This is a genomic window from Pseudomonas sp. JY-Q (assembly GCF_001655295.1).
Classification (GTDB): Bacteria; Pseudomonadota; Gammaproteobacteria; order Pseudomonadales; family Pseudomonadaceae; genus Aquipseudomonas; species Aquipseudomonas alloputida.
In genome coordinates this window covers 583,308-608,719 of sequence record NZ_CP011525.1, presented here as the reverse complement: position 1 = coordinate 608,719, position 25,412 = coordinate 583,308, and the positions used below count along the sequence as shown (strand labels likewise).

Below are 25,412 nucleotides of genomic sequence, written 5' to 3'. Positions count from 1 at the left end.
TGTGAGATAGGTAGCCAAGTGGTCGTCAAAAAGCAGCATCGGGGACGACGGCAGAGTGAGCCAGAGGATGGTTTGACAAAAACGACCACTAATCAGCTACTACCACGTAAATGAAGTCGCAAATAATCAATCGCGTGAAAACAAGTCATCAATTGGGTCAACGGCTATAAAAGAAGACACCGGCGAACTAATTCGCTGACCCCGATAAGAATCGTAGTCAGGCTCATGTTCTTCCTCATAAAAATATTTGTCGTAATATTTATCAACATTCACAGAGCCAACAACGTTATCGGCAACGCTTGATGGATCAATCGCCCCCAGCTCAAGCGCCCGCTCATCCATTATCCCCATCATCTTTCTTCTGGCTTCATGCCGCGTACTGCAATCAGAAAAAATTTCAGACTCCGGAAACTCGTCTTCAACTGTTGCAATCAAATGCTCTGTAACAACCTCGTCATACCTTTCGTAGAGCGATTCATTCCCAGATATATCAAAGCACCTAACGATTTGCGACAATGTCAATAGTTCTTGATGATGAGGATCATTATCAAAAGCACCATCCAAGAATAATTCGATCAAATCCTTAGTTACAAGTCCCCTACGCATCCCCCACAAAAGGAGTCGCGCTGACGATTCAAATGATCGTCCACACTTCTCACCAGCAACGAAATCAATCGCCTTTAGAAGATTATCATCTGAAGTACAAAAAGGCCTTATAAGCTCAGACCTGACAATGCACAAGCGAGCAATAAACTCCGAATCACATCCCAGGAAATTCATTTCCGAGACACATGCGAAGACATGGCGAACTACGTCCACAGCCATTTCATTTTTTATTATTTTGTTATCCGACATGTCTTTCAAGGTCCTCAGAGAGGAAACTGTCTTAAGACTACCGAAGCATTGCCGCAAAGCAGGCCCATTGCTTGCGTATCTGTTGATCACAAAATCCCCCAAAGAAGGATTGAACAATCGAATAAAGGTATGACTTTCACCAGCTACAAATCTAGTGAGCATTGAGCCAGAAAGATGGCGAAGATTTAATATGAAATCCTTCTTACCTGTGAGACTAGCTGCGCTTGGGTCAGATAAGAAACGCGAGAATGCTTCTGAAAGCTCAGATTCAGTTATTAGGCGGCCATTCATTGCAACCAGTAAAACCAGAGTACGACCGCAGTCGTCAAGCTGCGCTTGGAACGGATGATCCCAGACCTGGGAAGGGTTGTTCAACAATCCAGTTGCATGTGACCAGTATAAGCTTGACGGGACACTTTCCAATCGCTGAGCGTCGGCAATGAACCTAATCAATCTAGGATTAAAATTTGGATGATCAATGATGGTTCGATAACGTTTATGCGAGTATAGCTCCTCAACATAATCGCCACCCAAATCTGAATGCCAAATGTGATTATAGAGAATTCGAGCCTTATCCATTTTCGATATAGACGCTAGCGTGACCTCAAATTCATTACGACTCACATTTGAGTTATGAAATACATCATTTAGAATCTTTCCTTGATTAAGGATAGTAGTTCGAGACGTCAACACAAATCGTTTTTTTGAGTCTTTGACTATACGACTAATGAATTTGACGATTTTCGCCCCCTCATGCCCCGAGAGCGCTTCCAAGTAGTTACGACCTAAAAAATCATCAAAATAAAAAATCTGCTTTGAATCAGGGTTAAAAGCCCCTTCAGCCTCTTTAATGTCGTCAGAAATAACTGAAAGCTCAAAGCCCTGCGTAACATACTGCAAAATCAGCTGCCCCGCCAAAGTCGTCTTACCGATACCAGCAGGGCCAGTAATTATCACGACCTTGGTAGACTCTAACTTCTCAAGCGCTTCACTATGATTGATTGTAGGAACATATAGTTTAGAAGCGTCCATGATCTCTTCGATCTCAAACTGACTTCTATCATGCATGGGTTTATTGAAGAAATAGCTCAAGACATTTGAGCTAGCAATCCAAAGCTTATAGTGCCGCTTTTCAACATCTGGATGCTTTGCCAGGATATCATTCAAATCCTCTCGCCCAAGTATATCTTCTGGAGATAAAACAAAAGGCGAAAGCTTCTGCATCAAGATTTTCTTATCATTTAGCGAGAGCGAGTGAGAGACCGCTAGGGATGGTCTGAAATAGCCCTGTATTTCTGACTGACTTCAGCCTACGCTGATTTTGAAAGCGGTAAACCGATCAAAAAACGATCAAATCGCCCGCTTATTTCGGTGTTTCTGGCCCCAGCGAGCACCTCGCCGCGCCATTTTCTGCATTACAAGCGCACCTCTCCTGCATTCGTCAGTAAATGTCGGCGTGCCATCCATAGGTTCGACAGGGCGAACAGCGTCACCAGTTGCGCGGTGTTCTTCACCAGCCCCCGGAAACGCACCTTGGTGTAGCCAAACTGCCGCTTGATCACGCGAAATGGATGCTCGACCTTGGCGCGCACCTGGGCCTTGGCCTTCTCGATCTTGCGCTTGGCCTTGTACAACGCGCTGCGCTTATCGAGTTTCTTGTAGGTGCTGCGGCGTGCCGCCACCTGCCAGATAACCTTACGATCGACATGCTCTGGACGTTTCTCAACGCCGGTGTAGCCCGCGTCCGTACAAACCACGTTCTCGTCGCCATGCAGCAACTTGTCGACCTGAGTAACGTCCGCAACGTTGGCCGCCGTACCCACCACGCTGTGCACCAGGCCCGACTCGTCATCCACGCCGATGTGCGCCTTCATGCCGAAGTAGAACTGCTGGCCTTTCTTGGTCTGGTGCATTTCCGGGTCGCGCTTGCCGTCCTTGTTCTTGGTCGAACTCGGCGCATGGATCAGTGTGGCATCGACGATGGTGCCCTGGCGCAGCGACAGACCACGATCACCCAGGTAACCGTTGATCACACCGAGGATGCCGGCCGCCAGTTCATGTTTTTCCAGCAGGCGACGGAAGTTGAGGATGGTGGTTTCATCAGGAATGCGTTCCAGGCTCAACCCGGCGAACTGGCGCAGGATGGTGGTCTCGTACAGCGCTTCCTCCATCGCCGGATCGCTGTAGCCAAACCAATTCTGCATCAGATGTATGCGCAGCATCGCCATCAACGGATACGCCGGACGACCGCCTTCACCCTTCGGGTAGTGCGGCTCGATCAGGGCAATCAACCCCTTCCACGGCACCACCTGATCCATCTCGATCAGGAACAGCTCTTTGCGGGTCTGCTTGCGCTTGCCGGCGTACTCGGCGTCGGCGAAGGTCATTTGCTTCATCGGAAAACTCGGCGGGTGGAGTCCGGGTATTTTGCCAAAATCAGGAAGTCTTTTTCAGGATTTCCCTAGAATATAACGACTTGGTGCCAACCGTGTAACTTTCCGACTTTCAGACTCATCAATATGCTTAACAAGCTTTTCTAAAGGCGTCGAAACCCAATGCTTACATTGAAGAACCCATTCATCGCCCTCGGACTTAAAGTAGCGCCCATCAACTCCACCGTCACGTCCCGGCTTGAACCTTTCAAACTTCACGCCTTCCCTTGCACTGAGCAGATCAGTACAAAAAACCTCGAACTCTTTGTCGTTCAGCCTTGAAAAATCATACTCGTTCACAGATCGCCTCACTCAATTGTGAGCTACATGTCAGTAATTATAAACCCGACGGGTGAGAAGTTAGGCAGGTAGATAGGCTTACCAATATCCAGCTTAGAGCCTATCTACCGTCTTAAGAACAGAGTATCAGTCCCCAATACGCCAACCGGAGGTAATGGGATATCTGCGATCTCGCCCAAACCCACGCTCAGTGATTCTCGGCCCTACTGCTGCTTGCCGACGCTTATATTCGTTCAGATCTACCAGACGTATCACCTTACGCACTATCTCAGCGTCAAAGCCATGCTCGATGATAGCGTCAGCAGACAGGTCCTGCTCAATGTACAGACGCAAGATCTCATCCAGTACTGGATAAGGCGGCAGCGAGTCTTCGTCTTTCTGATCAGGGGCAAGTTCTGCTGATGGCGGACGGTCGATTACTCGTTGCGGGATCACATACCCCAAAGTATTGCGGTACTCGCAAAGCTTAAATACCAGAGTCTTGGGCACATCCTTCAGAACATCGAATCCGCCCGCCATGTCTCCATAGAGTGTCGCGTAGCCGACGGCCATCTCACTCTTGTTACCGGTAGTAAGTACGAGATAGCGCTTTTTATTAGAGATGGCCATGAGCATCGTGCCGCGACACCGTGCCTGAAGGTTCTCCTCCGTCGTGTCTTTAGCCAGCCCTTCGAACTCGGGTGCAAGCGTCTCAAGGAAAGCCTCTACCATCGGAGCAATTGGCAAAACGCTATATTTGACGCCAAGGATCTCTGCCTCTTCCTTGGCATCGTCTTGGCTCATCTGAGCGGTGTAGCGGTAAGGCATCATTACTGCCTCGACGTTCTGGGCTCCCAACGCATCAGCCGCAACCGCTAGGCAGAGTGCCGAGTCGATCCCACCAGAGAGCCCAAGAACTACACCCTTAAAACCATTGCGCTGAACGTAGTCACGTACCCCCGCAACCAATGCCTGGTACACACTGGCTTCCAGACTCAGTAGATCAGTCACAACACCAGGAACTGGCTCCAAGGCGCTCTCTGAGCATTGGAAGTCAGCTACGAACAATCCCTCTTCGAACGCTGGAGCGCGCTGGGTGACCTTGCCACTACCGTCAACAACAAAGCTGTTGCCGTCAAACACCAGTTCGTCCTGACCACCGACCTGGTTCACATAAATCATCGGGATTGCACATTCGCGGGCTCGCTGAGCAAGAAGCTCTTCACGCTCGGCTTGCTTACCCCGGTGGAATGGGGACGCATTAAGCGTCAGCATGATCTGCGCTCCAGCATCACAGGCCTGCTTGAGGGGCTCCGAGAACCAAATATCTTCGCAGATAGTGATCCCTACCTGGATGCCAAACAGGTTGACGACGCATGGGCCGCTGCCTGACTCGAAATAGCGCTTCTCATCAAACACACGGTAGTTGGGCAACCGCTGTTTGTAATAGCGCGCGATCTCTTTTCCATCCGAAATGACCGCGCAGCTATTGTATCGAGAACCGGCTTCAACCCATGGGAAGCCAATGATGATGACGATGCCACGCGCCGCTTCTCGAACGCGCTCAAGCGCTTTCTCAATGCGGCTCTGCATGCTAGAGCGAAGGAGTAAATCCTCAGGCGGGTAACCGCAAAGGGTCAGCTCTGGGAAGACGATGACCTGAGCGCCGTCCTTATCCCGAGCCTTATGAGCCGCCTCGATGATTTTCTCGACGTTACCGTGAACATCTCCGACGCGGATGTTCAACTGGGCCATTACCACTCTCAAACGCTGCTCCATGGGTCCTCCAGAAAGGCCTTACGTGGGATCTACGAGATTCTGCGCCTTGGGCCAAAGCTTCTCAGCGGAGGTTGGGCTAGATCCATGAATGAAATACATATTGGTGGCTCAACTGATGTTCCACCGAACGGCTCCTGAGGAGAGCTTCTCCAGTCACCCAACGCTCACAGGGGAACCACGCCCTACCTATCGCAGCACCTCGTGATAACCGATTCATTATGCCCCATCAGGCAATCTCACCGTGGCTGTATTTCAAGCAAGGCCGACGCGATTGGACTGTTTGAATTTTTTTTTCTTTGTTGTGCAGGCTATGGATTATGCACACCTCACCCATACCAGCAGGACCCTTTACTATCACTGTATTGGGCACTATTTTGGGGGGAGTAAGGTGATGGGCTTCTTTACCAAGTTTGGTGATGGTGCCTGCGACCTGGCGCCGTTGAGTGGGCTGGTGAAGAATCAGGTGCGGGCGATTGCGCGCAGCTTCGGTGCGCCGGAGTCACTGGTGGAAAAGGTGCCAACGGCCGACCTGGAAGACCTGGAGCCGGGCAAGCCGGACGAGGCGTCACATGGCGTGACCTACGCGCAGATCGATGCCTTCCTGCATGGGCAGCCGGTTGACCAGGCAGCGTTCGACATCATCGTCGCCACCTACCGCAAGACCCAGCACAAGCGCGAACTGCCGTTCGCTCCTTGATAAGTGGCCTGCAGGAGCGGGTTCACCCGCGAATACGAGGGTGAACCCACCGACGCATTCGCGGGTGAACCCGCTCCTACAGGGTTCGCCGTCAGCCTTTGATTACTTGACGATGACCTTGCCTTTCATCATCGAGATGTGGCCCGGGAAGGTGCAGAAGAAGCTGTAGTCACCACCGGCTTCCAGCTTGGAAGTGTCGAACTTCACTTCGGTTTCTTTCTCAGGCGCGCCGATCATCTTGGTGTGGGCGATGATCGCGGCGTTGTCAGCCTTCAGGTAGTCCTTATCCAGACCCTGGCTCATGCCTTCGGTGGCAATGGCCTGCATGTCGGCAGTCTTGCTGATCACCAGGTTGTGGCCCATGACGTTCTTCGGCAGGTTGCCAGAGTGGGTCAGTTTGACGGTGAATTCCTTGCAGCTCTTGTCGACAGTGAATTCCTTGCTGGTGTAGGACATCTGGTCAGTCGAGTCGACAGTGACCGAGCACTCGGCGGCGAAGACAGAAGCGCTGGCGAGGGTCAGCAGGGATACCGCTACAGCTTTCGCAAACATCATGAATCTCCTTGGCAGGGTTTTATCAATTGCGAGACTGCCTGAAACCGTTCAGCCCCTTGCTGATATGGGTCAAGGGGGGTGTCAAGCGGTCAGCCAGTAGAATTGTTCAATGGATTGTATACAACCAATCTAAGGGCACATCATGCCCTTTTATTAGACGATGGGACAACCTCTCATTTAGGAGCAATACCAAATGCCCATCTCCAACTTCCTCAATAGCCTGCTCGCTGCCTACGCCCACGGCGCCACAGGAGCCATCTGCGAATTCTCCCGACCAGAATGAACCCGGCCTTGGAAGCGACGGGCATGCGCCGTACCCTGTGCGCCTGAGTGACAGGAGATGAGCAATGCCCGTACGTTCCGTTTGTGTGTTCTGCGGCGCCAGCATGGGCGCCAACCCTGCCTACCGTGAAGCAGCCGTCGCGCTAGGCCAGGCCATTGCCCGCCGTGGCTTGACCCTGGTGTATGGCGGTGGCGCGGTCGGCTTGATGGGCGTGGTGGCCGACGCGGCCATGGCGGCCGGCGGCGAAGTGGTCGGGATCATTCCGCAGAGCCTGCTGGACGCTGAAGTCGGCCATAAAGGCCTGACCCGCCTGGAAGTGGTGGATGGTATGCATGCGCGCAAGGCCCGCATGGCCGAGCTGAGCGATGCCTTCATTGCCTTGCCGGGAGGGCTGGGTACGCTGGAGGAACTGTTCGAAGTGTGGACCTGGGGGCAACTGGGCTATCACGCCAAGCCACTCGGGCTACTGGATGTGAACGGTTTTTACGACAAGCTGGGCGGGTTCCTCGACCATATCGTCGAAGAAGGCTTCGTGCGCCCGCAACACCGGGCGATGTTACTGCTGGGGCAGCAGCCGGACGAGCTGCTGGACGGGATGGACAGCTTTGTGGCGCCGGTCGCGCCTAAGTGGGTCGACAAGCAGCCTGATTGAAGCTGAGACTTTTGGGACCGCTTCGCGGTCCTTTCGCGACACAAGGCCGCTCCCACAAAAGCAATGCGTACAGCCGATCAATATGGGAGCGGCCTTGTATCGCGATGGGCTGCAAAGCAGCCCCAATAGTCGATCAGTTAACGCGGAATGACAGGCTGACGCGGCTTCTTGTTGCCCTTGCCGCCCTTGCTCGCCTCTTTGCGCTCCTTGGCCGCCTGCTGGTTGCGCGCAAACGCTTCGGCCTTGGCCTTCTCGCGCTTGTCCCACGGCTTGCTGCCATCGCTGCCACGCGGCGGCAGGCCGGTGTGCTGGGTCAGGATCTTCTGGTCCTTGCCCACCTTGTGGCTCCCCGCCGGGGTCGAGTTCTTGCGGCGCGCGCTCTGGTAGCTGTCGGTCTGCGGCTGGTGCGCCGGAATCAGCTGGTGCTTGCCCGGCCCGATCAGGTCGGCGCGACCCATACGCTGCAGCGCTTCACGCAGCATCGGCCAGCCCTTCGGGTCGTGATAGCGCAAGAACGCCTTGTGCAGACGGCGTTGCTCGTCGCTCTTGACGATCTCCACCCCTTCGCTCTTGTAGGTCACCTTGCGCAGCGGGTTCTTGCCTGAGTGGTACATGGCCGTAGCCGAGGCCATTGGCGACGGGTAGAACGCCTGTACCTGGTCGGCACGGAAGCCATTGCCCTTCAGCCACAGGGCCAGGTTCATCATGTCTTCGTCGGTGGTACCGGGGTGCGCGGCAATGAAGTACGGGATCAGGTACTGCTCCTTGCCCGCTTCTTTCGAGAATTTCTCGAACATGCGCTTGAAGCGGTCATAGGTGCCGATACCCGGCTTCATCATCTTGTCCAGCGGGCCACGCTCGGTGTGCTCCGGGGCAATCTTCAGGTAGCCGCCAACGTGGTGGGTGACCAGTTCCTTGACGTACTCCGGCGATTCCACCGCCAGGTCGTAGCGCAGGCCGGAAGCAATCAGGATCTTTTTCACACCCGGCAAGGCACGGGCCTTGCGGTACAGCTCGATCAACGAGCTGTGGTCGGTATTGAGGTTTTCGCAGATACCCGGGAATACGCACGACGGCTTGCGGCAGTGCTTCTCGATTTCGGGGCTTTTGCAGGCGATGCGGTACATGTTGGCAGTCGGCCCGCCAAGGTCCGAGACCACGCCAGTGAAGCCCGGCACCTTGTCACGCATCTCTTCGATTTCGTGCAGGATCGACTCATGCGAGCGGTTCTGGATGATGCGGCCTTCGTGTTCGGTGATCGAGCAGAAGGTACAGCCACCGAAGCAACCACGCATGATGTTCACCGAGAAACGGATCATCTCGTAGGCCGGGATGCGCTCCTTGCCATAGGCCGGGTGCGGCACACGGGCGTAAGGCATGCCGAACACGTAGTCCATTTCCTCGGTGCTCATGGGGATGGGTGGCGGGTTGAACCACACATCCACTTCGCCGTGCTTCTGCACCAGCGCGCGAGCGTTGCCTGGGTTGGTCTCCAGGTGCAGCACGCGGTTGGCATGGGCATAGAGCACCGGGTCGTTACGCACCTTTTCGAACGATGGCAGGCGGATCACCGACTTTTCCCGGGTCACGGCCGGGCTGTCGAGAATCTGCACCACCTTGGCTTCGTTCGGGTCTTCCTGGTCGCCCTTGGCCTGTTCGATGGCGCAGGCCTGGGTGTCCTGGGTGTTCACGTACGGGTTGATGATCTTGTCGACGCGCCCCGGGCGGTCGATACGGGTGGAGTCGATCTCGTACCAGCCCTGCGGGGTATCGCGGCGCACGAAGGCGGTGCCGCGTACGTCGGTGATGGTCTCGATCTTCTCACCGTTGGACAGGCGCTGGGCCACCTCGACCACCGCACGCTCGGCGTTGCCGAACAGCAGGATGTCCGCGCTGGCGTCGATCAGGATCGAGTGACGAACCTTGTCCTGCCAGTAGTCGTAGTGGGCGATGCGGCGCAGCGAAGCCTCGATGCCGCCGAGCACGATCGGCACATGCTTGTAGGCCTCCTTGCAGCGCTGGCTGTACACCAGGCTGGCACGGTCCGGACGGCTGCCGGCCAGACCACCCGGGGTGTAGGCATCGTCGGAACGGATCTTCTTGTCCGCGGTGTAGCGGTTGATCATCGAGTCCATGTTACCGGCGGCCACGCCGAAGAACAGGTTCGGTTCGCCGAGCTTCATGAAGTCGTCTTTTGACTGCCAGTTCGGCTGGGCGATGATGCCCACGCGGAAGCCCTGGGCCTCCAGCAGACGGCCAATGATGGCCATGCCGAACGACGGATGGTCGACGTAGGCATCACCGGTCACGATGATGATGTCGCAGGAATCCCAGCCGAGCAGATCCATCTCCTCCCTGCTCATTGGCAGGAAAGGTGCTGGCCCGAAGCATTCGGCCCAGTACTTGGGATAGTCGTAGAGTGGTTTGGCTGCTTGCATGTCAGTGACCGGTTCTGGTGTGCAGGGAAATCGCGGGCGCGGAATATAGCACAAATTTTGACCAAATCCGACTGGATTCGTGGGGATTGGTGGGTAGAGCGACAGTTGGGGGGGGCGTCAGGTGGTTGGTTTGGTGGGTGTGGTAAGGGCGCCAGGTGTACGACACAGCAGTTTCAGCGCCTGTGAAATCGAGCGCCGCCCGCGCGGCGCATCGCGACGCAAGGCCGCTCCCACATTTGTTGCAACGCGCCAAACCTGCAAGGCCATGGTCGCCCGTTGCGCGTTGCCCTTTGCCCGCCTTGGCCGAGTTGCAACGAATGCGGGAGCGGCCTTGCGTCGCGATGGGCCGCAAAGCAGCCCCTACAAGGGCCCCTGCTAACGCAATGAGTTATTCGTCGTCATCGAAGTTGTACATCCCCGGCGCCAAGTTCTCGAACCGGGTGTACTTGCCGATAAACGCCAAACGCACGAAGCCGATGGGGCCGTTACGCTGTTTGCCGATGATGATTTCCGCCACGCCCTTGTGCTCGGTCTCGGGGTGGTACACCTCGTCGCGGTACACGAACATGATCACGTCGGCGTCCTGCTCGATTGCACCGGATTCACGCAAGTCGGAGTTCACCGGGCGTTTGTTCGGGCGCTGTTCCAGCGAGCGGTTCAGCTGCGAAAGGGCAATGACCGGGCAGTTGAATTCCTTGGCCAGGGCCTTGAGCGAGCGGGAAATCTCGGAAATTTCGTTGGTACGGTTGTCACCGGCCGACCCCGGAATCTGCATCAGCTGCAGGTAGTCGACCATGATCATGGCGATTTCACCATGCTCACGGGCCAGGCGGCGGGTACGTGCGCGCATTTCCGAGGGGCTGATACCCGCCGTATCGTCGATGAACAACTTTCGGTCGTTGAGCAGGTTCACTGCCGAGGTCAGGCGCGGCCAGTCGTCGTCATCCAGCTGGCCGGAACGGACCTTGGTCTGGTCGATACGCCCCAGGGACGAAAGCATACGCATGATCAGCGACTCACCTGGCATCTCGAGGGAGAACACCAGCACCGCCTTGTCGGTCCGCAGTACGGCGTTTTCCACCAGGTTCATGGCGAAGGTGGTCTTACCCATCGACGGACGGCCGGCGACGATGATCAAGTCTGCCGCCTGCAGGCCGCTGGTCTTCTCGTCCAGGTCGGTGTACCCGGTGGAGATACCGGTGATGTCACTGTCGGAGTTGAACAGCGTATCGATGCGGTCGATGGCCATGGTCAACAGCTCGTTGACGCCCACCGGGCCGCCGGTTTTAGGCCGCGCCTCGGCGATCTGGAAGATCTGCCGTTCGGCATCGTCAAGAATCTCGGCAGCGTTGCGCCCCTGCGGGTTGAACGCGTTGTCGGCGATGTCGGTACTGATGCTGATCAGCTGGCGCAACGTGGCCCGCTCGCGAATGATCGCGGCGTAGGCCTTGATGTTGGCCACCGAAGGGGTGTTCTTGGCCAGCTCGGCCAGGTAAGCCAAACCGCCGATCTGCGAGGACAGGCCTTCCTTGTCCAACTGCTCGTGCAGGGTCACCACGTCGAATGGCTGGTTGGCGTCGGCCAACTTGTGCACAGCGCGGAAGATCAGCCGGTGGTCATGCCGGTAGAAATCGCCGTCCGACACCTGGTCCAGCACCCGCTCCCAGGCATTGTTGTCCAGCATCAGGCCACCGAGCACGGCCTGTTCGGCCTCGATGGAATGCGGCGGTACCTTCAGGGCTGCGGTTTGCAGGTCAAGCTGTTCGGAGGTGGTGATCTCGTTCATGGCCACGAAAGAATTCTGGAGGATGAAAAAGACAAAGGGCACGGCCTGTCGAAAACAGGACCGTGCCCGATGTTAACCGCCTGACTCGCAAGGAGCCAGCCAGTTAGCGCAGCTTAGGCAGCTACGACGACCACGCGTACGGTGGCTTCAACGTCGCTGTGCAGGTGCACGGCTACGTCGTATTCGCCAACCTGACGGATGGTGCCGTTCGGCAGACGAACTTCAGCCTTGGCCACTTCAACGCCGGAGGCGGTCAGGGCGTCAGCGATGTCGTGGGTGCCGATCGAACCGAACAGCTTGCCTTCGTCGCCAGCGGTGGCAGTGATGGTCACTTCCAGCTCGGCCAGTTGGGCAGCGCGGCTTTCAGCCGAAGCTTTCTTGTCAGCGGCTGCTTTTTCCAGCTCGGCACGACGCTCTTCGAACGCAGCCAGGTTGGCGGCGTTGGCAACGGTGGCCTTGCCGAATGGCAGCAGGAAGTTACGGCCGTAACCAGCCTTAACTTTTACTTTGTCGCCCAGGTTGCCCAGGTTAGCGACTTTTTCCAGCAGGATCAGTTCCATTTGGTAAAACCTCTTAACTTTTAACCTTCACCGTTCGCGGAGTCTTTCCCCGGAGGGGACTTGCGACCGCGAAAATCAATCAGGCTGTCGACAATGGCCAAAACCATCAGCAACGGATAAATCAGCTGCATGATCAGCGGTAGCGTCACGTACATCCCCACCAGCCAGAAACCGGCCAGTCGGCCCTGTGCCACCAGCCCGTGCATCAAGGCGATGCCGGCCAGCACCAGTACCAGGCTGGAAGCCGATGCCAGGATGATGAACTGCGGGCCGATAAACGGCGCCACCACCATCACTGCCACCAAGACCGCCATGGTCTGTTTCGGCAACTTCAGTTCGCGAAACTCGCGACCGAAGCCTCCAGGGTTGTACAACGCTGCCTGCCAATAGCGCGCCAGCATCAACGCCAGCACACTGAACAATTGCACCGTCACTGCTGTGGAAGCGACCAGCACAGGGCGGATCAGCTCACCGGAGAGCACCGGTTGCCCTTCGATTTGCGGCATGGCTTCGGCAAACGCCTTGGCCAGCACATCGAAGGTTTGCGCCAGCGCCAGATCAAGCACGAGGCTGAAAGCCACGGCGAACACGGCACTGGCGAGCAACACCCGGCTCCAGGGATGCTCGGCACGCAACATGGCGGCCAGGGCCAAGGCACCCGCAATCACCAGAAAGGTGATGGGATCGCCCATGACCCACACGGCCAGCCCGGCCAGCAAGCCGCCGGCGATGACCGATGTAGCATCCTTGAACCCACGCCGCAGCAGCACAAGGCTGCCGGCAGCGGCACTCAACCAGAACAGCAGCGGCAGTACCGCGCTGATGACCACCACCAGGGTGGCCTGCACACGACCGCGCATGATGAAACTTGCTAACGCTCGCATGCTAATCCCTTACTGCTTGTCGACGACCCGGTCTCAGCGGCCGTGGCTGTCGGTGTAGGGCAGCAGGGCCAGGAAGCGGGCGCGCTTGATAGCGGTAGCCAGCTGACGCTGATAACGAGCTTTGGTACCGGTGATACGGCTTGGAACGATCTTGCCGGTTTCGGATACGTAAGCTTTCAGGGTGTTGAGATCTTTGAAGTCGATCTCTTTCACGTCTTCAGCAGTGAAGCGGCAGAATTTACGACGACGGAAGAAACGTGCCATTTAATAGGCTCCTCTAAAGGTCCGTGGATTACTCGTCAGCGTTATCGCTGGAGTCGCTGTCATTGCTGTCGTCGCCTTCGGCGGAGTCAGCATGCTCAGGACGCTCGCGACGCTCACGGCGCTCGCTGCGGTTCTCTTCAGCCTTCAGCATCTCGGACTGGCCGGTAACGGCTTCGTCGCGACGGATGACCAGGTTACGGATAACGGCATCGTTGTAGCGGAAGTTGTCTTCCAGCTCGGCCAGGGCCTTGCCGGTGCATTCAACGTTCAGCATCACGTAGTGAGCCTTGTGAACATTGTTGATTGCGTAGGCCAGTTGACGACGGCCCCAGTCTTCCAGGCGGTGGATTTTGCCACCATCTTCTTCGATCAGCTTGGTGTAACGCTCAACCATGCCGCCGACTTGTTCGCTCTGGTCCGGGTGAACCAGGAAGATGATTTCGTAATGACGCATGAATGCTCCTTACGGGTTAGTAGTCTGCCAGTGAATCTGGTCAGACAAGGAGTGAATGACACTGTATGTCTTGCACGGAGGGGAGGCACATGAGCGCCTGCCAGCTCGGCAAGGGGCGCAATTGTAGAGAAGCCGGGGCGCACAAGCAAGGTGATTGGTGAATATTTGAACAGCCTGAAACATATTTACAGGCTGCGGGCCTCTTCGCGGGTGAACCCGCTCCTACAGGGGAACGCAATCACCCTGTAGGAGCGGGTTCACCCGCGAAGAGGCCGGAACAGGCCTGAGAATCAGCGCTTGGCCTGACGCTGACGCACGGCTTCGAACAGGCAAACCCCGGTCGCCACCGACACGTTAAGGCTGCTGACGCTACCCGCCATCGGCAACTTCACCAGGAAGTCGCAATGCTCACGGGTAAGCCGGCGCATGCCCTTGCCTTCCGCCCCCATGATCATCACCAGTGGCCCGGTCAGGTCTTGCTGGTAGATCTCCTGCTCGGCCTCGCCAGCAGTACCCACTACCCACAGGCCACGCTGCTGCAACTTCTCAAGCGTACGCGCCAGGTTGGTCACAGCCACCAGCGGAATGACTTCGGCCGCCCCACAAGCCACCTTTCGCACAACCGGCGTCAGCGTTGCGGACTTGTCCTTGGGCACGATCACTGCCGTGGCACCGGCCGCATCCGCGGTACGCAGACAAGCGCCGAGGTTGTGCGGGTCGGTCACGCCGTCCAGCACCAGGATCAGCGGCGGCGTTTCTGTGCGCTCAAGCAGCTCTTCGAGCATCAGCTCGCCCCACACCTGGCTCGGACTGACCTCGGCTACAACGCCTTGGTGCACGCCTTCGACCCAGGCATCCATCTCACGGCGCTCGGCCTGGCCGACCGGCACGCGGTTTTCCGCGGCCAGCGCCAGCAAGGTCTCGAGGCGTGGCTCGCTGCGCCCTTCCGACAGCCAGATCTGCTTGACCCGCTTTGGATGATGCTGCAGCAATGCCTGCACGGCGTGTACGCCGTAGATTTTTTCCAGCTGACTCATGAATTGCTCTTGTTTTTGCGTGGTGCGCCGGACTTCGGCGGGCCTTTACGGTGCTTGGTCGGTTTGCCGGACGGCTTGCCACCTTTCTCCGATTTGCTGCCAGCACTGCTGCGCGCGTCGGTCATCAGCGCTTTTTTCATCTCGCGGCTTTTACGCACTTCAGCGTTTCGCTGCACAGCATCCTTGGGGAAGTACGCTTCGGACGCTTCGCTCTTGCGGCTGCGCGGCTTGGGCGTGGCTTTCGCTTCGGTTGCCGGCTGCTGCTCGGCTTTTTCGGCAACTGGCGCGGCGCCACGCTGCTTGCGGCCGATCGGTGCGGCGAGGGTCTTTTCCGACACTTCGAAGTCGATCTTGCGCTCATCCAGATCAACACGCATGACCTTGACTTCGATGGTGTCGCCCAAGCGGAAGCTGCGACCGGTGCGCTCGCCGGCCAGGCGATGGTGTACCGGGTCGAAGTGGTAGTAGTCACCCGGCAACGCACTGACGTGCACCAGGCCCTCTACATAGATATCGGTCAGCTCGACGAACAGGCCGAAACCGGTCACCGCCGTGATCACACCCGGGAAGGTCTCGCCCACGCGATCTTTCATGAACTCGCACTTGAGCCAGTTGACCACGTCACGGGTGGCTTCGTCGGCCCGGCGCTCGGTCATCGAGCACTGCTCGCCGAGTTGCTCCAGGGTGTTTTCGTCGTACGGGTAGATACGCGCCTTGGGGATGCTCATGGCGCCGGCACGCTTGACGTGCGGGGTATCGACCTTGGAGCGGATGATGCTGCGGATGGCGCGATGCACCAGCAGGTCCGGGTAACGACGGATCGGCGAGGTGAAGTGGGTGTACGCCTCGTAGTTCAGGCCGAAGTGGCCGTTGTTCTCGGTGCTGTACACGGCCTGGCTCAGCGAGCGCAGCATCACCGTCTGGATCAGGTGGAAGTCCGGGCGACCGGCAATGCTCGCCAGCAGGGCCTGGTAATCCTTCGGCGACGGGTCCTTGCCCTTGTGCAGGCTCAGGCCCAGCTCGCCGAGGAAGGCGCGCAGCTTTTCCAGGCGCTCCGGCGGCGGGCCATCGTGCACGCGGTACAGGGCCGGTACGCCGTGCTTCTGCAGGAACTCGGCCGTGGCCACGTTGGCCGCCAGCATGCATTCCTCGATCAGCTTGTGAGCATCGTTGCGCACGGTCGGGCGGATTTCGGCGATCTTGCGCTCGTCGCCGAAGATGATGCGGGTTTCCTGGGTCTCGAAGTCGATTGCACCCCGGGTGTGACGCGCCTCCACCAGCACCTTGTACAGGTTGTACAGGTTCTTCAGATCCGGCACGACCTCCTTGTACTCTTCGCGCAGCGCCTTGCCCTCACGGGTACGCGAGTGCTCGAGCATGCTGCTGACCTTGTTGTAGGTCAGGCGGGCATGGGAGTGGATCACGCCTTCGTAGAACTGATAGTCGACCATCTGGCCGGCTTTGTTCATGGTCATTTCACAGACCATGGCCAACCGGTCGACATGGGGGTTCAGCGAGCACAGGCCGTTGGACAGCTCTTCGGGGAGCATCGGCACCACGCGCTCGGGGAAGTACACCGAGTTACCGCGCTGCTGGGCTTCGACATCCAGGGCAGAGCCCAGACGCACGTAGCTGGAGACGTCAGCGATGGCCACGTACAGGCGCCAGCCACCGGAGAACAGACGCAGCTTGCCCAGCGGTTCGCAATAAACGGCATCGTCGAAGTCGCGGGCGTCTTCACCGTCGATGGTGACGAACGGCAGATGACGCAGGTCGACACGCTTCTCTTTGTCCTTCTCCTCGACTTCGGAGCGGAACTTGCGTGCCTCCTTGACCACATCATTAGGCCAGACGTGCGGAATGTCGTAGCTGCGCAGGGCAACGTCGATTTCCATGCCCGGTGCCATGTAGTTGCCGATGACTTCGACCACATCGCCTTGCGGCTGGAAGCGCGGCGTTGGCCAGTGGGTGATCTTGATCTCGACGAACTGGCCGATCTTGGCACCGCCGTTACGCCCGGCGGTCACCAGCACTTCCTGCTGGATCTTCGGGTTGTCCGGGGTTACGTAACCGATGCCGCCTTCTTCGAAATAGCGGCCGACCACGCTTTCGTGGGCACGGGAGATGACTTCGACCAGCACGCCTTCACGGCGGCCACGGCGGTCGACACCGGAGACGCGGGCCAGGCCACGGTCGCCGTCGAACACCAGTCGCATCTGCGACGGGCTGAGGAACAGGTCTTCGCTGCCGTCATCGGGAATAAGGAAGCCGAAGCCGTCGCGGTGGCCGGAGACGCGACCGCAGATCAGGTCCAGCTTGTCTACCGGGGCATAAGTGCCGCGCCGGGTATAGATAAGCTGGCCATCGCGCTCCATGGCACGCAGGCGGCGGCGCAGGGCTTCGATCTGGTCTTCTTCATACAGACCGAACTCTTTTGCCAGCTCCTCGCGGGCAGCAGGTTCGCCTCGGTCGGCGAGACGCTGCAGGATCAGCTCACGGCTGGGAATGGGGTTGTCGTATTTTTCCGCTTCGCGAGCGGCCTCGGGATCGAGGGATTGCCAATCGGCCATCAGAAGGGGTTCACCTTGGGGTATATAGATATGAATTCTGGCATAGGCGTATTGAAACCGGAAATGTCTGCCTTGGACAGCCCCCGCTGCAGTGCATAAACAGCAGAAATAGGCTTGTGGAATCAACAAGTTGAATTTTTTGAATTTTTTTTCGATTGGGGGCTTTACAGCCTTGGGGAGCGTCCGTATAGTGCGCACCACAACGACGGACAACCCCGAAGTTGTAGTAGAGATGAACGACGCTGTAAAGCATCAAGTAACCTCGAATGTGTGCCCAGGTGGCGGAATTGGTAGACGCGCTGGTTTCAGGTATCAGTGACCGCAAGGTCGTGGAAGTTCGAGTCTTCTCCTGGGCACCAAGTATTTTCAAGTAGCAGATGACCAAGGATCTGTTACTACTGTGTGAAAGCGAACGATAGTCGCCTTCTGCAGATGATGTAAAGCTTTGCCCAGGTGGCGGAATTGGTAGACGCGCTGGTTTCAGGTATCAGTGACCGCAAGGTCGTGGAAGTTCGAGTCTTCTCCTGGGCACCAAGTATTTTCAAGTAGCAGATGACCAAGGATCTGTTACTACTGTGTGAAAGCGAACGATAGTCGCCTTCTGCAGATGATGTAAAGCTTTGCCCAGGTGGCGGAATTGGTAGACGCGCTGGTTTCAGGTATCAGTGACCGCAAGGTCGTGGAAGTTCGAGTCTTCTCCTGGGCACCATACAAAAACCCACTAGCTTGCTAGTGGGTTTTTTCTTGCCTGCGATTTTTGTGCCCCCTCCCCCGATACCCGCACGTCGTAGGAGCGGGTTCACCCGCGAAGAGGCCCGTACAGGCAACACACGCCCAGCGCCCCCCCCCCCCCTTGCACCATGGTCTGACCATGAATTTCTCGTCACCCGGCCACTTGAGAAACAATTTCGTTTACCATTGTTTCCAAATATGTAGCCGTAAGCGAGGAAGTACCCGCATGACGATCCGCCCGCAACCGCTGATGCGTACCCTGGCCGCCGCAGTGCTGAGCCTGGTCATCGGCGCTCCGGCCGCCATGGCAGACGCACCGGTCACGCTGACCATGTACAACGGTCAGCACAAGGAAATCGGCGAAGCCATTGCCAAGGCCTATGAGGCCAAGACCGGCATTCACATCGACATCCGCAAAGGCAGCAGCAACCAGCTGGCCAGCCAGATCATCGAGGAAGGCGACCGTTCGCCAGCCGACATCATCTATACCGAAGAGTCCCCGCCCCTGAACAACCTGGGCGAGCTGGGCCTGCTGGCCAAGATTGACGACGCCACGTTGAACATGATGCCCAAGGAGTACGTTGGCGCCAACGGCACCTGGATGGGTATCACCGCCCGTACGCGCATCGTCGTGTACAACCCGAAGAAAGTCGACGAGAAAGACCTGCCGACCACGGTGATGGACTTCGCCAACCCTGAGTGGGAAGGCCGCGTCGGCTACGTCCCTACCAGCGGTGCGTTCCAGGAGCAGGCCGTGGCCATTCTGAAGATGCACGGGCGTGAAGCCACCGAAGAATGGTTGACCGGCCTGAAAGCCTTCGGCAAGACCTACACCAACAACATGGTCGCCCTGAAAGCCGTGGAAAAAGGTGAAGTGGCTGCGGTACTGGTGAACAACTACTACTGGTACGCGCTTGAACGCGAACGCGGCAAGCTGGACACCAAGCTCTATTACCTGGCCGACGGCGATGCTGGCAACCTGGTCACTATCTCCGGCGCAGGCGTGGTCAAGGCCAGCAAACACCCGAAAGAAGCCCAGGCCCTGCTCAACTGGATGGCCAGCGAGGAAGGCCAGCGCGTGATCACCCAGACCACCGCCGAGTACCCGCTGCACAAGGGCATGGTTTCTGATCGCGGCCTGAAGCCGTTCGACGAACTGCGCCCGCCGAAGATCTCGCCAGCTGACCTGGGCAATGCCGAGGAAGCCATCGAACTTGAGCGTGAGGTCGGCCTGCTCTGATGACTGCCGCCCTGTCCGAACCGGTGCCGGTACGCTTCGTACCGCGCCGCAAGCGCCCTTCCATCTGGGTAGTGCTGCCTGTGCTGTTCCTTGTGGCAATGAGCTTGCTGCCACTGGCTTATGTCGCCATCAAAGCCTGGGAGGCCGGCTGGCGCGAAGCTTTGCACCTGCTGTGGCGGCCCTTTGTCTGGGGGCTGATGCGCAACACCCTGATGCTGATGGTCGGGGTGACGCTGACCTGCATGGTGGTCGGCCTGGCACTGGCCTGGCTGCTGGAGCGCAGCAACCTGGCCGGCCGCCGGTTGTGGGGCGTGGTGCTGTGCCTGCCATTCGCCGTGCCGTCGTTCGTCAGCAGCTTCACCTGGGTGTCGCTAAGTTCGGACTTTGAAGGCCTGGGCGGCGCGATCATGGTCATGGCCCTGTCCAAATACCCACTGGTGTTCCTGCCCGTTGCCGCGACCCTGCGCAACCTCGACACGTCGCTGGAGGAGTCGGCACGCACCCTGGGTTGCAGCCGCTGGGGGGTGTTCAGCAAAGTCACCCTGCCGCTGCTGTGGCCGTCGATGCTCGGCGGTGCGCTACTGATTGCCCTGCATATGCTGGTGGAGTTTGGCGCGCTGTCGATACTCGGCCTGCAAACCTTTACCACGGCGATCTACCAGCAGTTCGAACTGGAGTTCAGCAACGCCAACGCGGCCATGCTGTCTGCCGTGCTGCTGGCGATGTGCCTGGCAATGCTGTGGCTGGAACTGCGGGTGCGCGGCAAAGCCCGCCATGTACGCATCGGCCAGGGCGTAGCGCGCCGTGCGCAACCGGTGCGGCTGCGCGGCTGGGCGGTGCTGGCGCAACTGTTCTGCGTGGGCCTGGCGGTGCTGGGCAGCGGCATTCCGCTGGCGATGCTCGGTTACTGGCTGAGCGTGGGTTCGTCGGCGGCATTCCCGGTGGCGGCCATCTCGAAGGCGTTGTTCACCTCGCTGTCGGTATCGCTGGGCGGTGCCGGCTTCTGTGTGCTGCTGGCTCTGCCTATCAGCTTCCTGGTGGTACGCTACAAAGGCCGCCTGGCGATTTGGGCCGAGCGTCTACCCTATCTGCTGCACGCCCTACCCGGCCTGGTGATTGCCCTGACATTGGTGTTCTTCGCCCTGCACTACGTGCCGGCGCTGTACCAGACCACGGCCTTGCTGCTGTTGGCCTATGCGCTGCTGTTCCTGCCGTTGGCGCAATCACCGGTGCGCACCGCGCTGAACAAGGCTTCGCCGACGCTGGAAGAAGCCGCGCGCACGCTTGGCGCGAGCAGCTTTGCCGCGTTCTGCCGGGTGACCTTACCGATCATCTTCCCGGCCATGGCGGCAGCCTTTGCGCTGGTGTTCCTGGATGCCATGAAAGAGCTGACGGCTACCCTGCTGCTCAGCCCGACCGGCATGACCACCTTGGCCACCGAGGTGTGGGCACACACAGCCAACGTCGAGTTCGCGGCAGCGGCGCCTTATGCTGCGTTGCTGATCGTGGTGTCGGGGTTGCCGGTTTACTTGCTGACTACGCGGATGTATCTGAACAAGGCATAAACTTCTTCGCGGGTTTGCCCGCCTCCACAAGCACAGCGCCGTTCTCAGGACCTGCGCTGTACCTGTGGGGGCTTGCCGGCCATCAGATGTTACGCAGCATGCGCCGCACAATTGGCCCATGGGCCTTGCCGACCGGCAACATGTAAAGCCGGCCGAAGGTGTTGAAGCACTGCACCGAGGTGGTCACGCCCAAGCGCTGACACCCCTCCCCCTGATCATCTAGATCCACACTCACCATTACAGCCAGGTGCGTATCACGCGAGGTCAGGACCAGTTGCTGGTCGCTGATGGCCTCGACAGTGAAGAAGTCCAGGCGCTCACCGACGGCTGGCACATGCGTTGGATCGCCGCGAGTGAAGCCGTGGATATCGGCGACATTGAAACGGCGTGAGATAAAGTCGCGAATGCGGAAAGCCCGGGCCAGCCAGCCGGGGACGTCCGAGGTCATGGCGCAGTAGGCTTGCAGGGCGGTCATCGGGTCAGTGAGCTGTACGCTGTCACTGTGCAGGAAATTCAGGTCGGCCTGGGCAGCGATTAGTTGGGCGGACATGAGCAACTCCTTTTGTCATGTGTCGCCGACAGCATAGCAACACCGCTCAGGTGTGGGAGCGGCCTTGTGTCGCGAAAGGGCCGCATAGCGGCCCCGGCAATTTCCGCGTTTATGCAACAAACTTGGGGCTGCTATGCAGCCCTTTCGCGACACAAGGCCGCTCCCACAAAGAACCGCCCAGGATTCAGGCCCGGAACTGGCCCAGGCTGGCGCGCAGCTGAGCCGCCAGATCATCCAGCACCTTGCTGCTGGCCGTGGTCTGCATCACCACCTCAGCCGAGCGTTCGGCCTGGGCATGGATGTTCTCCACCCGCCCCCGCACCGCCTGAGCGCCATGGGCCTGTTGTTCGGCAGCGCGAGTCGCCAAACCAATGGCCGCGTGCACCTGCTCCACCGCAGCCTGCACCGACTGCTGGCGACGCTCGTTGTCACGCAGCACCAACAACCCTTCACTCGCCTTGAGCCCGGCCTGACTGATGGTGGCCACTGCTTCCTTGGCACCTTTTTGCAGCGCGGTAATGTGCGCCTGAATGTCGCCGGTAGAGCTTTGCGTCTTGCTCGCCAGCGCCCGCACCTCATCGGCCACTACAGCGAATCCGCGGCCAGTTTCACCAGCGCGCGCGGCTTCGATTGCAGCGTTGAGGGCCAGCAGATTGGTCTGCTCGGCAATGCCATGGATGACAGTCAGCACCACTTCAATCTGTTCGCTCTGCTTGGCCAGGCGCTCGATCACCTGAGAGCCCGTTTCGACCTGCCCGGCAAGGTTCTCGATCAGGCTCGCCAGTTGCGTAGAGGAACGGCTGTTCTCATCGGTCGCCTGGCGAATGTCCACCACCTGCTGCAACGCCGCCTGCATGGCATGGCTTTCAGCCTGAGCCTCGTCAGCCATGCTCGACAGGTCGCGCAGGCTAGCGGCCACTTCGTCACGCTGCAACGCCGCCGCGGCATCGGCACCGGCATTGCGCTGGGCCATGGCGCCGATCTCGACGCCGGTACGTTGGGCCACCTCGCCGGCCTCGCGGACGATGGGCTGCAGCTTGTCGACAAAGCGATTGACCGCCGACGCCATGTCGCCGATCTCGTCGCGGCTGTCGAGGGTCACGCGCTTGGTCAGGTCGCCTTCGCCAGCGGCAAGGTCGTTGAGCGCTGCGATCAGCAGGCGCAGTTTGCTGAGCACCCGGCGGCCTAACACTAAAGCGACCACCAGCAGCACACCCAGGCCCACCACCACCAGGCCCAGGCCAATCCGCCAGCGCAGCTCGGCAGCCGCATCGCGCACGGTCTGTGCAGTGTTGGCCTGCATCGCGGTGGCGCTGGCCTGCGCAACTTCCAGGCGCTCGCGCAGGGCCTTGCCACTGTCGGCAGCCGCCGCGCCCAGGCTATCGCCAACCAGTTGCTCGCCACTGGCGATCAGGGCACTGAAGCGCTGGTCGAGCGCCTTGAGCTCCTGGTCAATGCCGGCTGTAGAAACCCCCATCAGGACTTTGCCGATCTCGGCGCCATTGGGGTTGATAGAGGCTTCGACGAAGTACACCGACGGATCACGACGCGCGGCATCGAGCACCTTGTCCAGCGCTCGTTCGCCCTGGCCCTTCTCGATGAGCGTCTGGTTGATCGGGTTCTGCCGGTTCAGGTAACGGGTCAGGTGCTGGCCCTGTGCATCGTCATAGATCACGAACAGCACGTTGGGGTTGCGCTGGGCACGCCGGGCAAAGTCGGAGAGCACTGGCACATCGTTGTCCCAGATCGCTCGCGGCGCAACCGAAGCCAGCAGCTCGGCCATGTCGTTGGCGGAGTCCTTGAGGTTCTTCTCCAGGGTGCTGCGCAGTTGCTGCTGTTCGCTTTGCAGGCGCTCCGACAACCCTGCGCTCAGGCGCTGGCGGGTACTGCTGGACAGGCCGTCGAGCCCAGAGCGCACATCTTGCCCGGCTTGCTCCAGATCGCTTGCGAGTTGGCGACTGTCATTACCCAGTCGCTCGCCAAGGTCAGCCTCCAGGGCGGTGACCGTGCTTCGGGTGAGCGCAACGGCAACCAGCACCTGCACCAAAAGAGCGATACCAAGGGCAACAAACACAGGCCGCAAGAGGCGGCTTCGTAACAGTGAGAGGATGGCAGACACGGTGTAACCCTCGTGTTTTCTGGCGCCACTATTTTGATGGCATCTACAGAAACTTCTTACAGCAAGGGTTGTGCCGTAGGCAGCGGGGAAATGCGCCAAGGTCTAGCAATGGGGTTTCGTGTGCCGGCCCTTTCGCGGGTGAACCCGCGCCTACAACGGCCTGCGCCCAACCGCCGTTGTGTGCCCACACCCAACCAGTGTAGGAGCGGGTTTACCCGCGAATACGGTAGCGGCGGCAACGGTGGATTGCCGGAGGATATTGGCCAGCACAGACATGCCCACAAATGAAAACGCCGCGGCCCTTCTCAGGGCCGCGGCGTCAGATCAGCCTGGAGGGCAGATCAGGCGAACGGATGACGCAGCACGATGGTCTCGTTGCGGTCCGGGCCGGTCGAAATGATGTCGATCGGCGCGCCAACCAGCTCTTCGATGCGCTTGATGTAGTCACGCGCAGCTTGCGGCAGCTCTTCCAGGGTTTTCACACCCAGAGTCGACTCGCTCCAGCCTGGCATCTCTTCGTACACAGGCTCCAGGCCAATGTAGCTGTCGGCATCGGAAGGCGCGTCGATGACGGCACCGTTCTCGTTCTTGTAGCCAACGCAGATGTTGATGGTTTCCAGGCCGTCCAGTACGTCCAGCTTGGTCAGGCAGATGCCCGAGATGCTGTTGACGTCGATGGCGCGACGCAGGATCACGGCATCGAACCAGCCGCAACGACGGGCACGGCCGGTGGTGGAACCGAACTCGTGGCCACGCTTGGCCAGGGTAGCACCAGTCTCATCGAACAGTTCGGTCGGGAACGGACCGGAACCTACGCGAGTGGTGTAGGCCTTGGTGATGCCGAGGATGTAGTCGAGGTACATCGGGCCGACGCCGGAACCGGTGGAAATACCGCCAGCCGTGGTGTTGGAGCTGGTGACGTACGGGTAGGTACCGTGGTCGATGTCCAGCAGCGAGCCCTGGGCACCCTCGAACATGATGTCCTTGCCGGCGCGACGCAGGTTGTGCAGCTCGGCGGTGACGTCGAGCATCATCGGCTTGAGCTGTTCGGCGTAAGCCATGCACTCGTCCAGCGTCTGCTGGAAGTCGATGGCTGGCTCTTTGTAGTAGTTCACCAGCTGGAAGTTGTGGTAATCCAGCAGCTCACCCAGCTTGGCGGCGAAACGCTCGCGGTGGAACAGATCACCCACGCGCAGGCCGCGACGTGCCACCTTGTCCTCGTAAGCTGGGCCGATACCACGGCCGGTGGTGCCGATCTTGGCTTCGCCACGGGCTTTTTCGCGGGCCTGATCCAGGGCCACATGGTACGACAGGATCAGCGGCGCAGCCGGGGAAATGCGCAGGCGCTCGCGCACCGGTACGCCTTTCTCTTCCAGCTTGGTGATTTCACGCATCAGTGCATCCGGGGCAACGACCACGCCGTTACCGATCAGGCACTGTACGCCTTCACGCAGGATGCCGGATGGAATCAGGTGCAGAACGGTCTTTTCACCGTTGATCACCAGGGTGTGACCCGCATTGTGGCCACCCTGGTAGCGCACTACGGCGGCAGCATGTTCGGTCAGCAGATCGACGATCTTGCCTTTGCCCTCATCACCCCATTGGGTGCCCAGGACGACGACATTCTTACCCATTACATTGGTCCTCATTCACGCAAACTTGGTTGCCGGCCTGTTGCCGA

The 25,412-nt window shown here is 58.8% G+C and carries 19 protein-coding genes, 3 tRNA genes and 2 pseudogenes; 7 read left to right on the top strand and 17 right to left on the bottom strand.

Translation table 11 applies throughout. The annotated features are described in order from the left end of the window. Positions 1-126: 126 nt before the first annotated feature. The 4 genes from AA098_RS02645 to AA098_RS02635 all read right to left on the bottom strand — a co-directional run bounded on the left by AA098_RS02645 (position 127) and on the right by AA098_RS02635 (position 5,345). Complete coding sequence (locus AA098_RS02645) at positions 127-2,079, bottom strand: hypothetical protein (protein WP_064613797.1); 1,953 nt, start codon at positions 2,077-2,079, stop codon at positions 127-129. 191 nt (positions 2,080-2,270) lie between these two features. Then, on the bottom strand, positions 2,271-3,251 hold the full coding sequence (locus AA098_RS02640; RefSeq protein ID WP_064613796.1) for an IS5 family transposase: 981 nt from the start codon (positions 3,249-3,251) through the stop codon (positions 2,271-2,273). Between the two features lie 54 nt (positions 3,252-3,305). Then, positions 3,306-3,587: a restriction endonuclease gene (locus AA098_RS27810; RefSeq protein WP_256545188.1), complete on the bottom strand. Its 282-nt coding sequence runs from the start codon at positions 3,585-3,587 to the stop codon at positions 3,306-3,308. 126 nt (positions 3,588-3,713) lie between these two features. Further along, the gene (locus tag AA098_RS02635; RefSeq protein ID WP_064613795.1) at positions 3,714-5,345 is read right to left on the bottom strand and encodes an NAD+ synthase; all 1,632 of its coding nucleotides are present in this window, start codon (positions 5,343-5,345) and stop codon (positions 3,714-3,716) included. A 385-nt stretch (positions 5,346-5,730) separates the two neighbouring features. On the opposite strand from AA098_RS02635, the pseudogene nadE reads away from it, so the two are divergent. Beyond that, positions 5,731-6,042: pseudogene (gene nadE, locus AA098_RS02630) on the top strand (NAD(+) synthase); the annotation flags it as partial. Between the two features lie 102 nt (positions 6,043-6,144). Here the strand turns inward: nadE and azu are convergent. Beyond that, positions 6,145-6,594 carry an azurin gene (gene azu / locus AA098_RS02625; protein WP_003249580.1) on the bottom strand — a complete coding sequence of 150 codons (450 nt, stop codon included), beginning with the start codon at positions 6,592-6,594 and terminating at the stop codon, positions 6,145-6,147. Between the two features lie 350 nt (positions 6,595-6,944). Here azu and AA098_RS02620 point away from each other — a divergent pair, with 350 nt between their 5' ends. Next, entirely contained in the window at positions 6,945-7,532 is a 588-nt protein-coding gene (locus tag AA098_RS02620) for a TIGR00730 family Rossman fold protein (protein WP_003249578.1), read from the top strand. 137 nt (positions 7,533-7,669) lie between these two features. Here the strand turns inward: AA098_RS02620 and AA098_RS02615 are convergent, their stop codons facing one another. From AA098_RS02615 to rnr, 8 genes are all read right to left on the bottom strand, one after another. Beyond that, the gene (locus AA098_RS02615; RefSeq protein WP_003249577.1) at positions 7,670-9,970 is read right to left on the bottom strand and encodes a YgiQ family radical SAM protein; all 2,301 of its coding nucleotides are present in this window, start codon (positions 9,968-9,970) and stop codon (positions 7,670-7,672) included. A 388-nt stretch (positions 9,971-10,358) separates the two neighbouring features. Next, entirely contained in the window at positions 10,359-11,756 is a 1,398-nt protein-coding gene (gene dnaB / locus AA098_RS02610; protein WP_003249571.1) for a replicative DNA helicase, read from the bottom strand. Between the two features lie 113 nt (positions 11,757-11,869). Then, a complete protein-coding gene (gene rplI / locus AA098_RS02605; protein ID WP_003249568.1) occupies positions 11,870-12,316 on the bottom strand; it encodes a 50S ribosomal protein L9 in 447 nt (148 codons plus the stop codon). A gap of 20 nt (positions 12,317-12,336) precedes the next feature. Continuing rightward, on the bottom strand, positions 12,337-13,200 hold the full coding sequence (locus AA098_RS02600) for a hypothetical protein (protein ID WP_012053856.1): 864 nt from the start codon (positions 13,198-13,200) through the stop codon (positions 12,337-12,339). 33 nt (positions 13,201-13,233) lie between these two features. Then, positions 13,234-13,464, bottom strand: a complete 231-nt coding sequence (rpsR, locus tag AA098_RS02595) for a 30S ribosomal protein S18 (protein WP_003249563.1) — start codon at positions 13,462-13,464, stop codon at positions 13,234-13,236. A 28-nt stretch (positions 13,465-13,492) separates the two neighbouring features. Continuing rightward, positions 13,493-13,918 (bottom strand): 30S ribosomal protein S6, encoded by a 426-nt coding sequence (gene rpsF / locus AA098_RS02590; RefSeq protein WP_003249557.1) that lies wholly within the window; start codon positions 13,916-13,918, stop codon positions 13,493-13,495. A gap of 290 nt (positions 13,919-14,208) precedes the next feature. Next, positions 14,209-14,955, bottom strand: coding sequence for a 23S rRNA (guanosine(2251)-2'-O)-methyltransferase RlmB (gene rlmB, locus AA098_RS02585; RefSeq protein ID WP_003249554.1), 747 nt, complete (start codon positions 14,953-14,955; stop codon positions 14,209-14,211). Next, complete coding sequence (gene rnr, locus AA098_RS02580; RefSeq protein WP_003249552.1) at positions 14,952-17,525, bottom strand: ribonuclease R; 2,574 nt, start codon at positions 17,523-17,525, stop codon at positions 14,952-14,954. The genes rlmB and rnr overlap by 4 nt, the downstream gene beginning before the upstream one ends. A 272-nt stretch (positions 17,526-17,797) precedes the next feature. Between rnr and AA098_RS02575 the strand changes: the two genes are divergently transcribed. From AA098_RS02575 to AA098_RS02555, 5 genes are all read left to right on the top strand, one after another. Continuing rightward, a tRNA-Leu gene (locus AA098_RS02575) sits at positions 17,798-17,884 on the top strand. A gap of 88 nt (positions 17,885-17,972) precedes the next feature. Continuing rightward, positions 17,973-18,059, top strand: a tRNA-Leu gene (locus AA098_RS02570). An 88-nt stretch (positions 18,060-18,147) separates the two neighbouring features. Continuing rightward, a tRNA-Leu gene (locus AA098_RS02565) sits at positions 18,148-18,234 on the top strand. Between the two features lie 249 nt (positions 18,235-18,483). Beyond that, a complete protein-coding gene (locus AA098_RS02560) occupies positions 18,484-19,497 on the top strand; it encodes an extracellular solute-binding protein (RefSeq protein ID WP_003249550.1) in 1,014 nt (337 codons plus the stop codon). After that, on the top strand, positions 19,497-21,062 hold the full coding sequence (locus AA098_RS02555; RefSeq protein WP_003249548.1) for an iron ABC transporter permease: 1,566 nt from the start codon (positions 19,497-19,499) through the stop codon (positions 21,060-21,062). The genes AA098_RS02560 and AA098_RS02555 overlap by 1 nt, the downstream gene beginning before the upstream one ends. 82 nt (positions 21,063-21,144) lie before the next feature. On the opposite strand, the gene AA098_RS02550 is transcribed toward AA098_RS02555, so the two are convergent. The 4 genes and pseudogenes from AA098_RS02550 to AA098_RS02540 form a co-directional block, all read right to left on the bottom strand. Continuing rightward, entirely contained in the window at positions 21,145-21,612 is a 468-nt protein-coding gene (locus AA098_RS02550) for a DUF2867 domain-containing protein (protein WP_004577528.1), read from the bottom strand. A gap of 184 nt (positions 21,613-21,796) precedes the next feature. Further along, positions 21,797-22,501, bottom strand: a complete 705-nt coding sequence (locus tag AA098_RS30080) for a methyl-accepting chemotaxis protein (RefSeq protein ID WP_370626951.1) — start codon at positions 22,499-22,501, stop codon at positions 21,797-21,799. Between the two features lie 201 nt (positions 22,502-22,702). Then, positions 22,703-22,915, bottom strand: a pseudogene (locus tag AA098_RS30075) (methyl-accepting chemotaxis protein); the annotation flags it as partial. A gap of 1,157 nt (positions 22,916-24,072) precedes the next feature. Continuing rightward, positions 24,073-25,365, bottom strand: a complete 1,293-nt coding sequence (locus AA098_RS02540) for an adenylosuccinate synthase (RefSeq protein ID WP_003249542.1) — start codon at positions 25,363-25,365, stop codon at positions 24,073-24,075. Between the last annotated feature and the right edge of the window lie 47 nt (positions 25,366-25,412).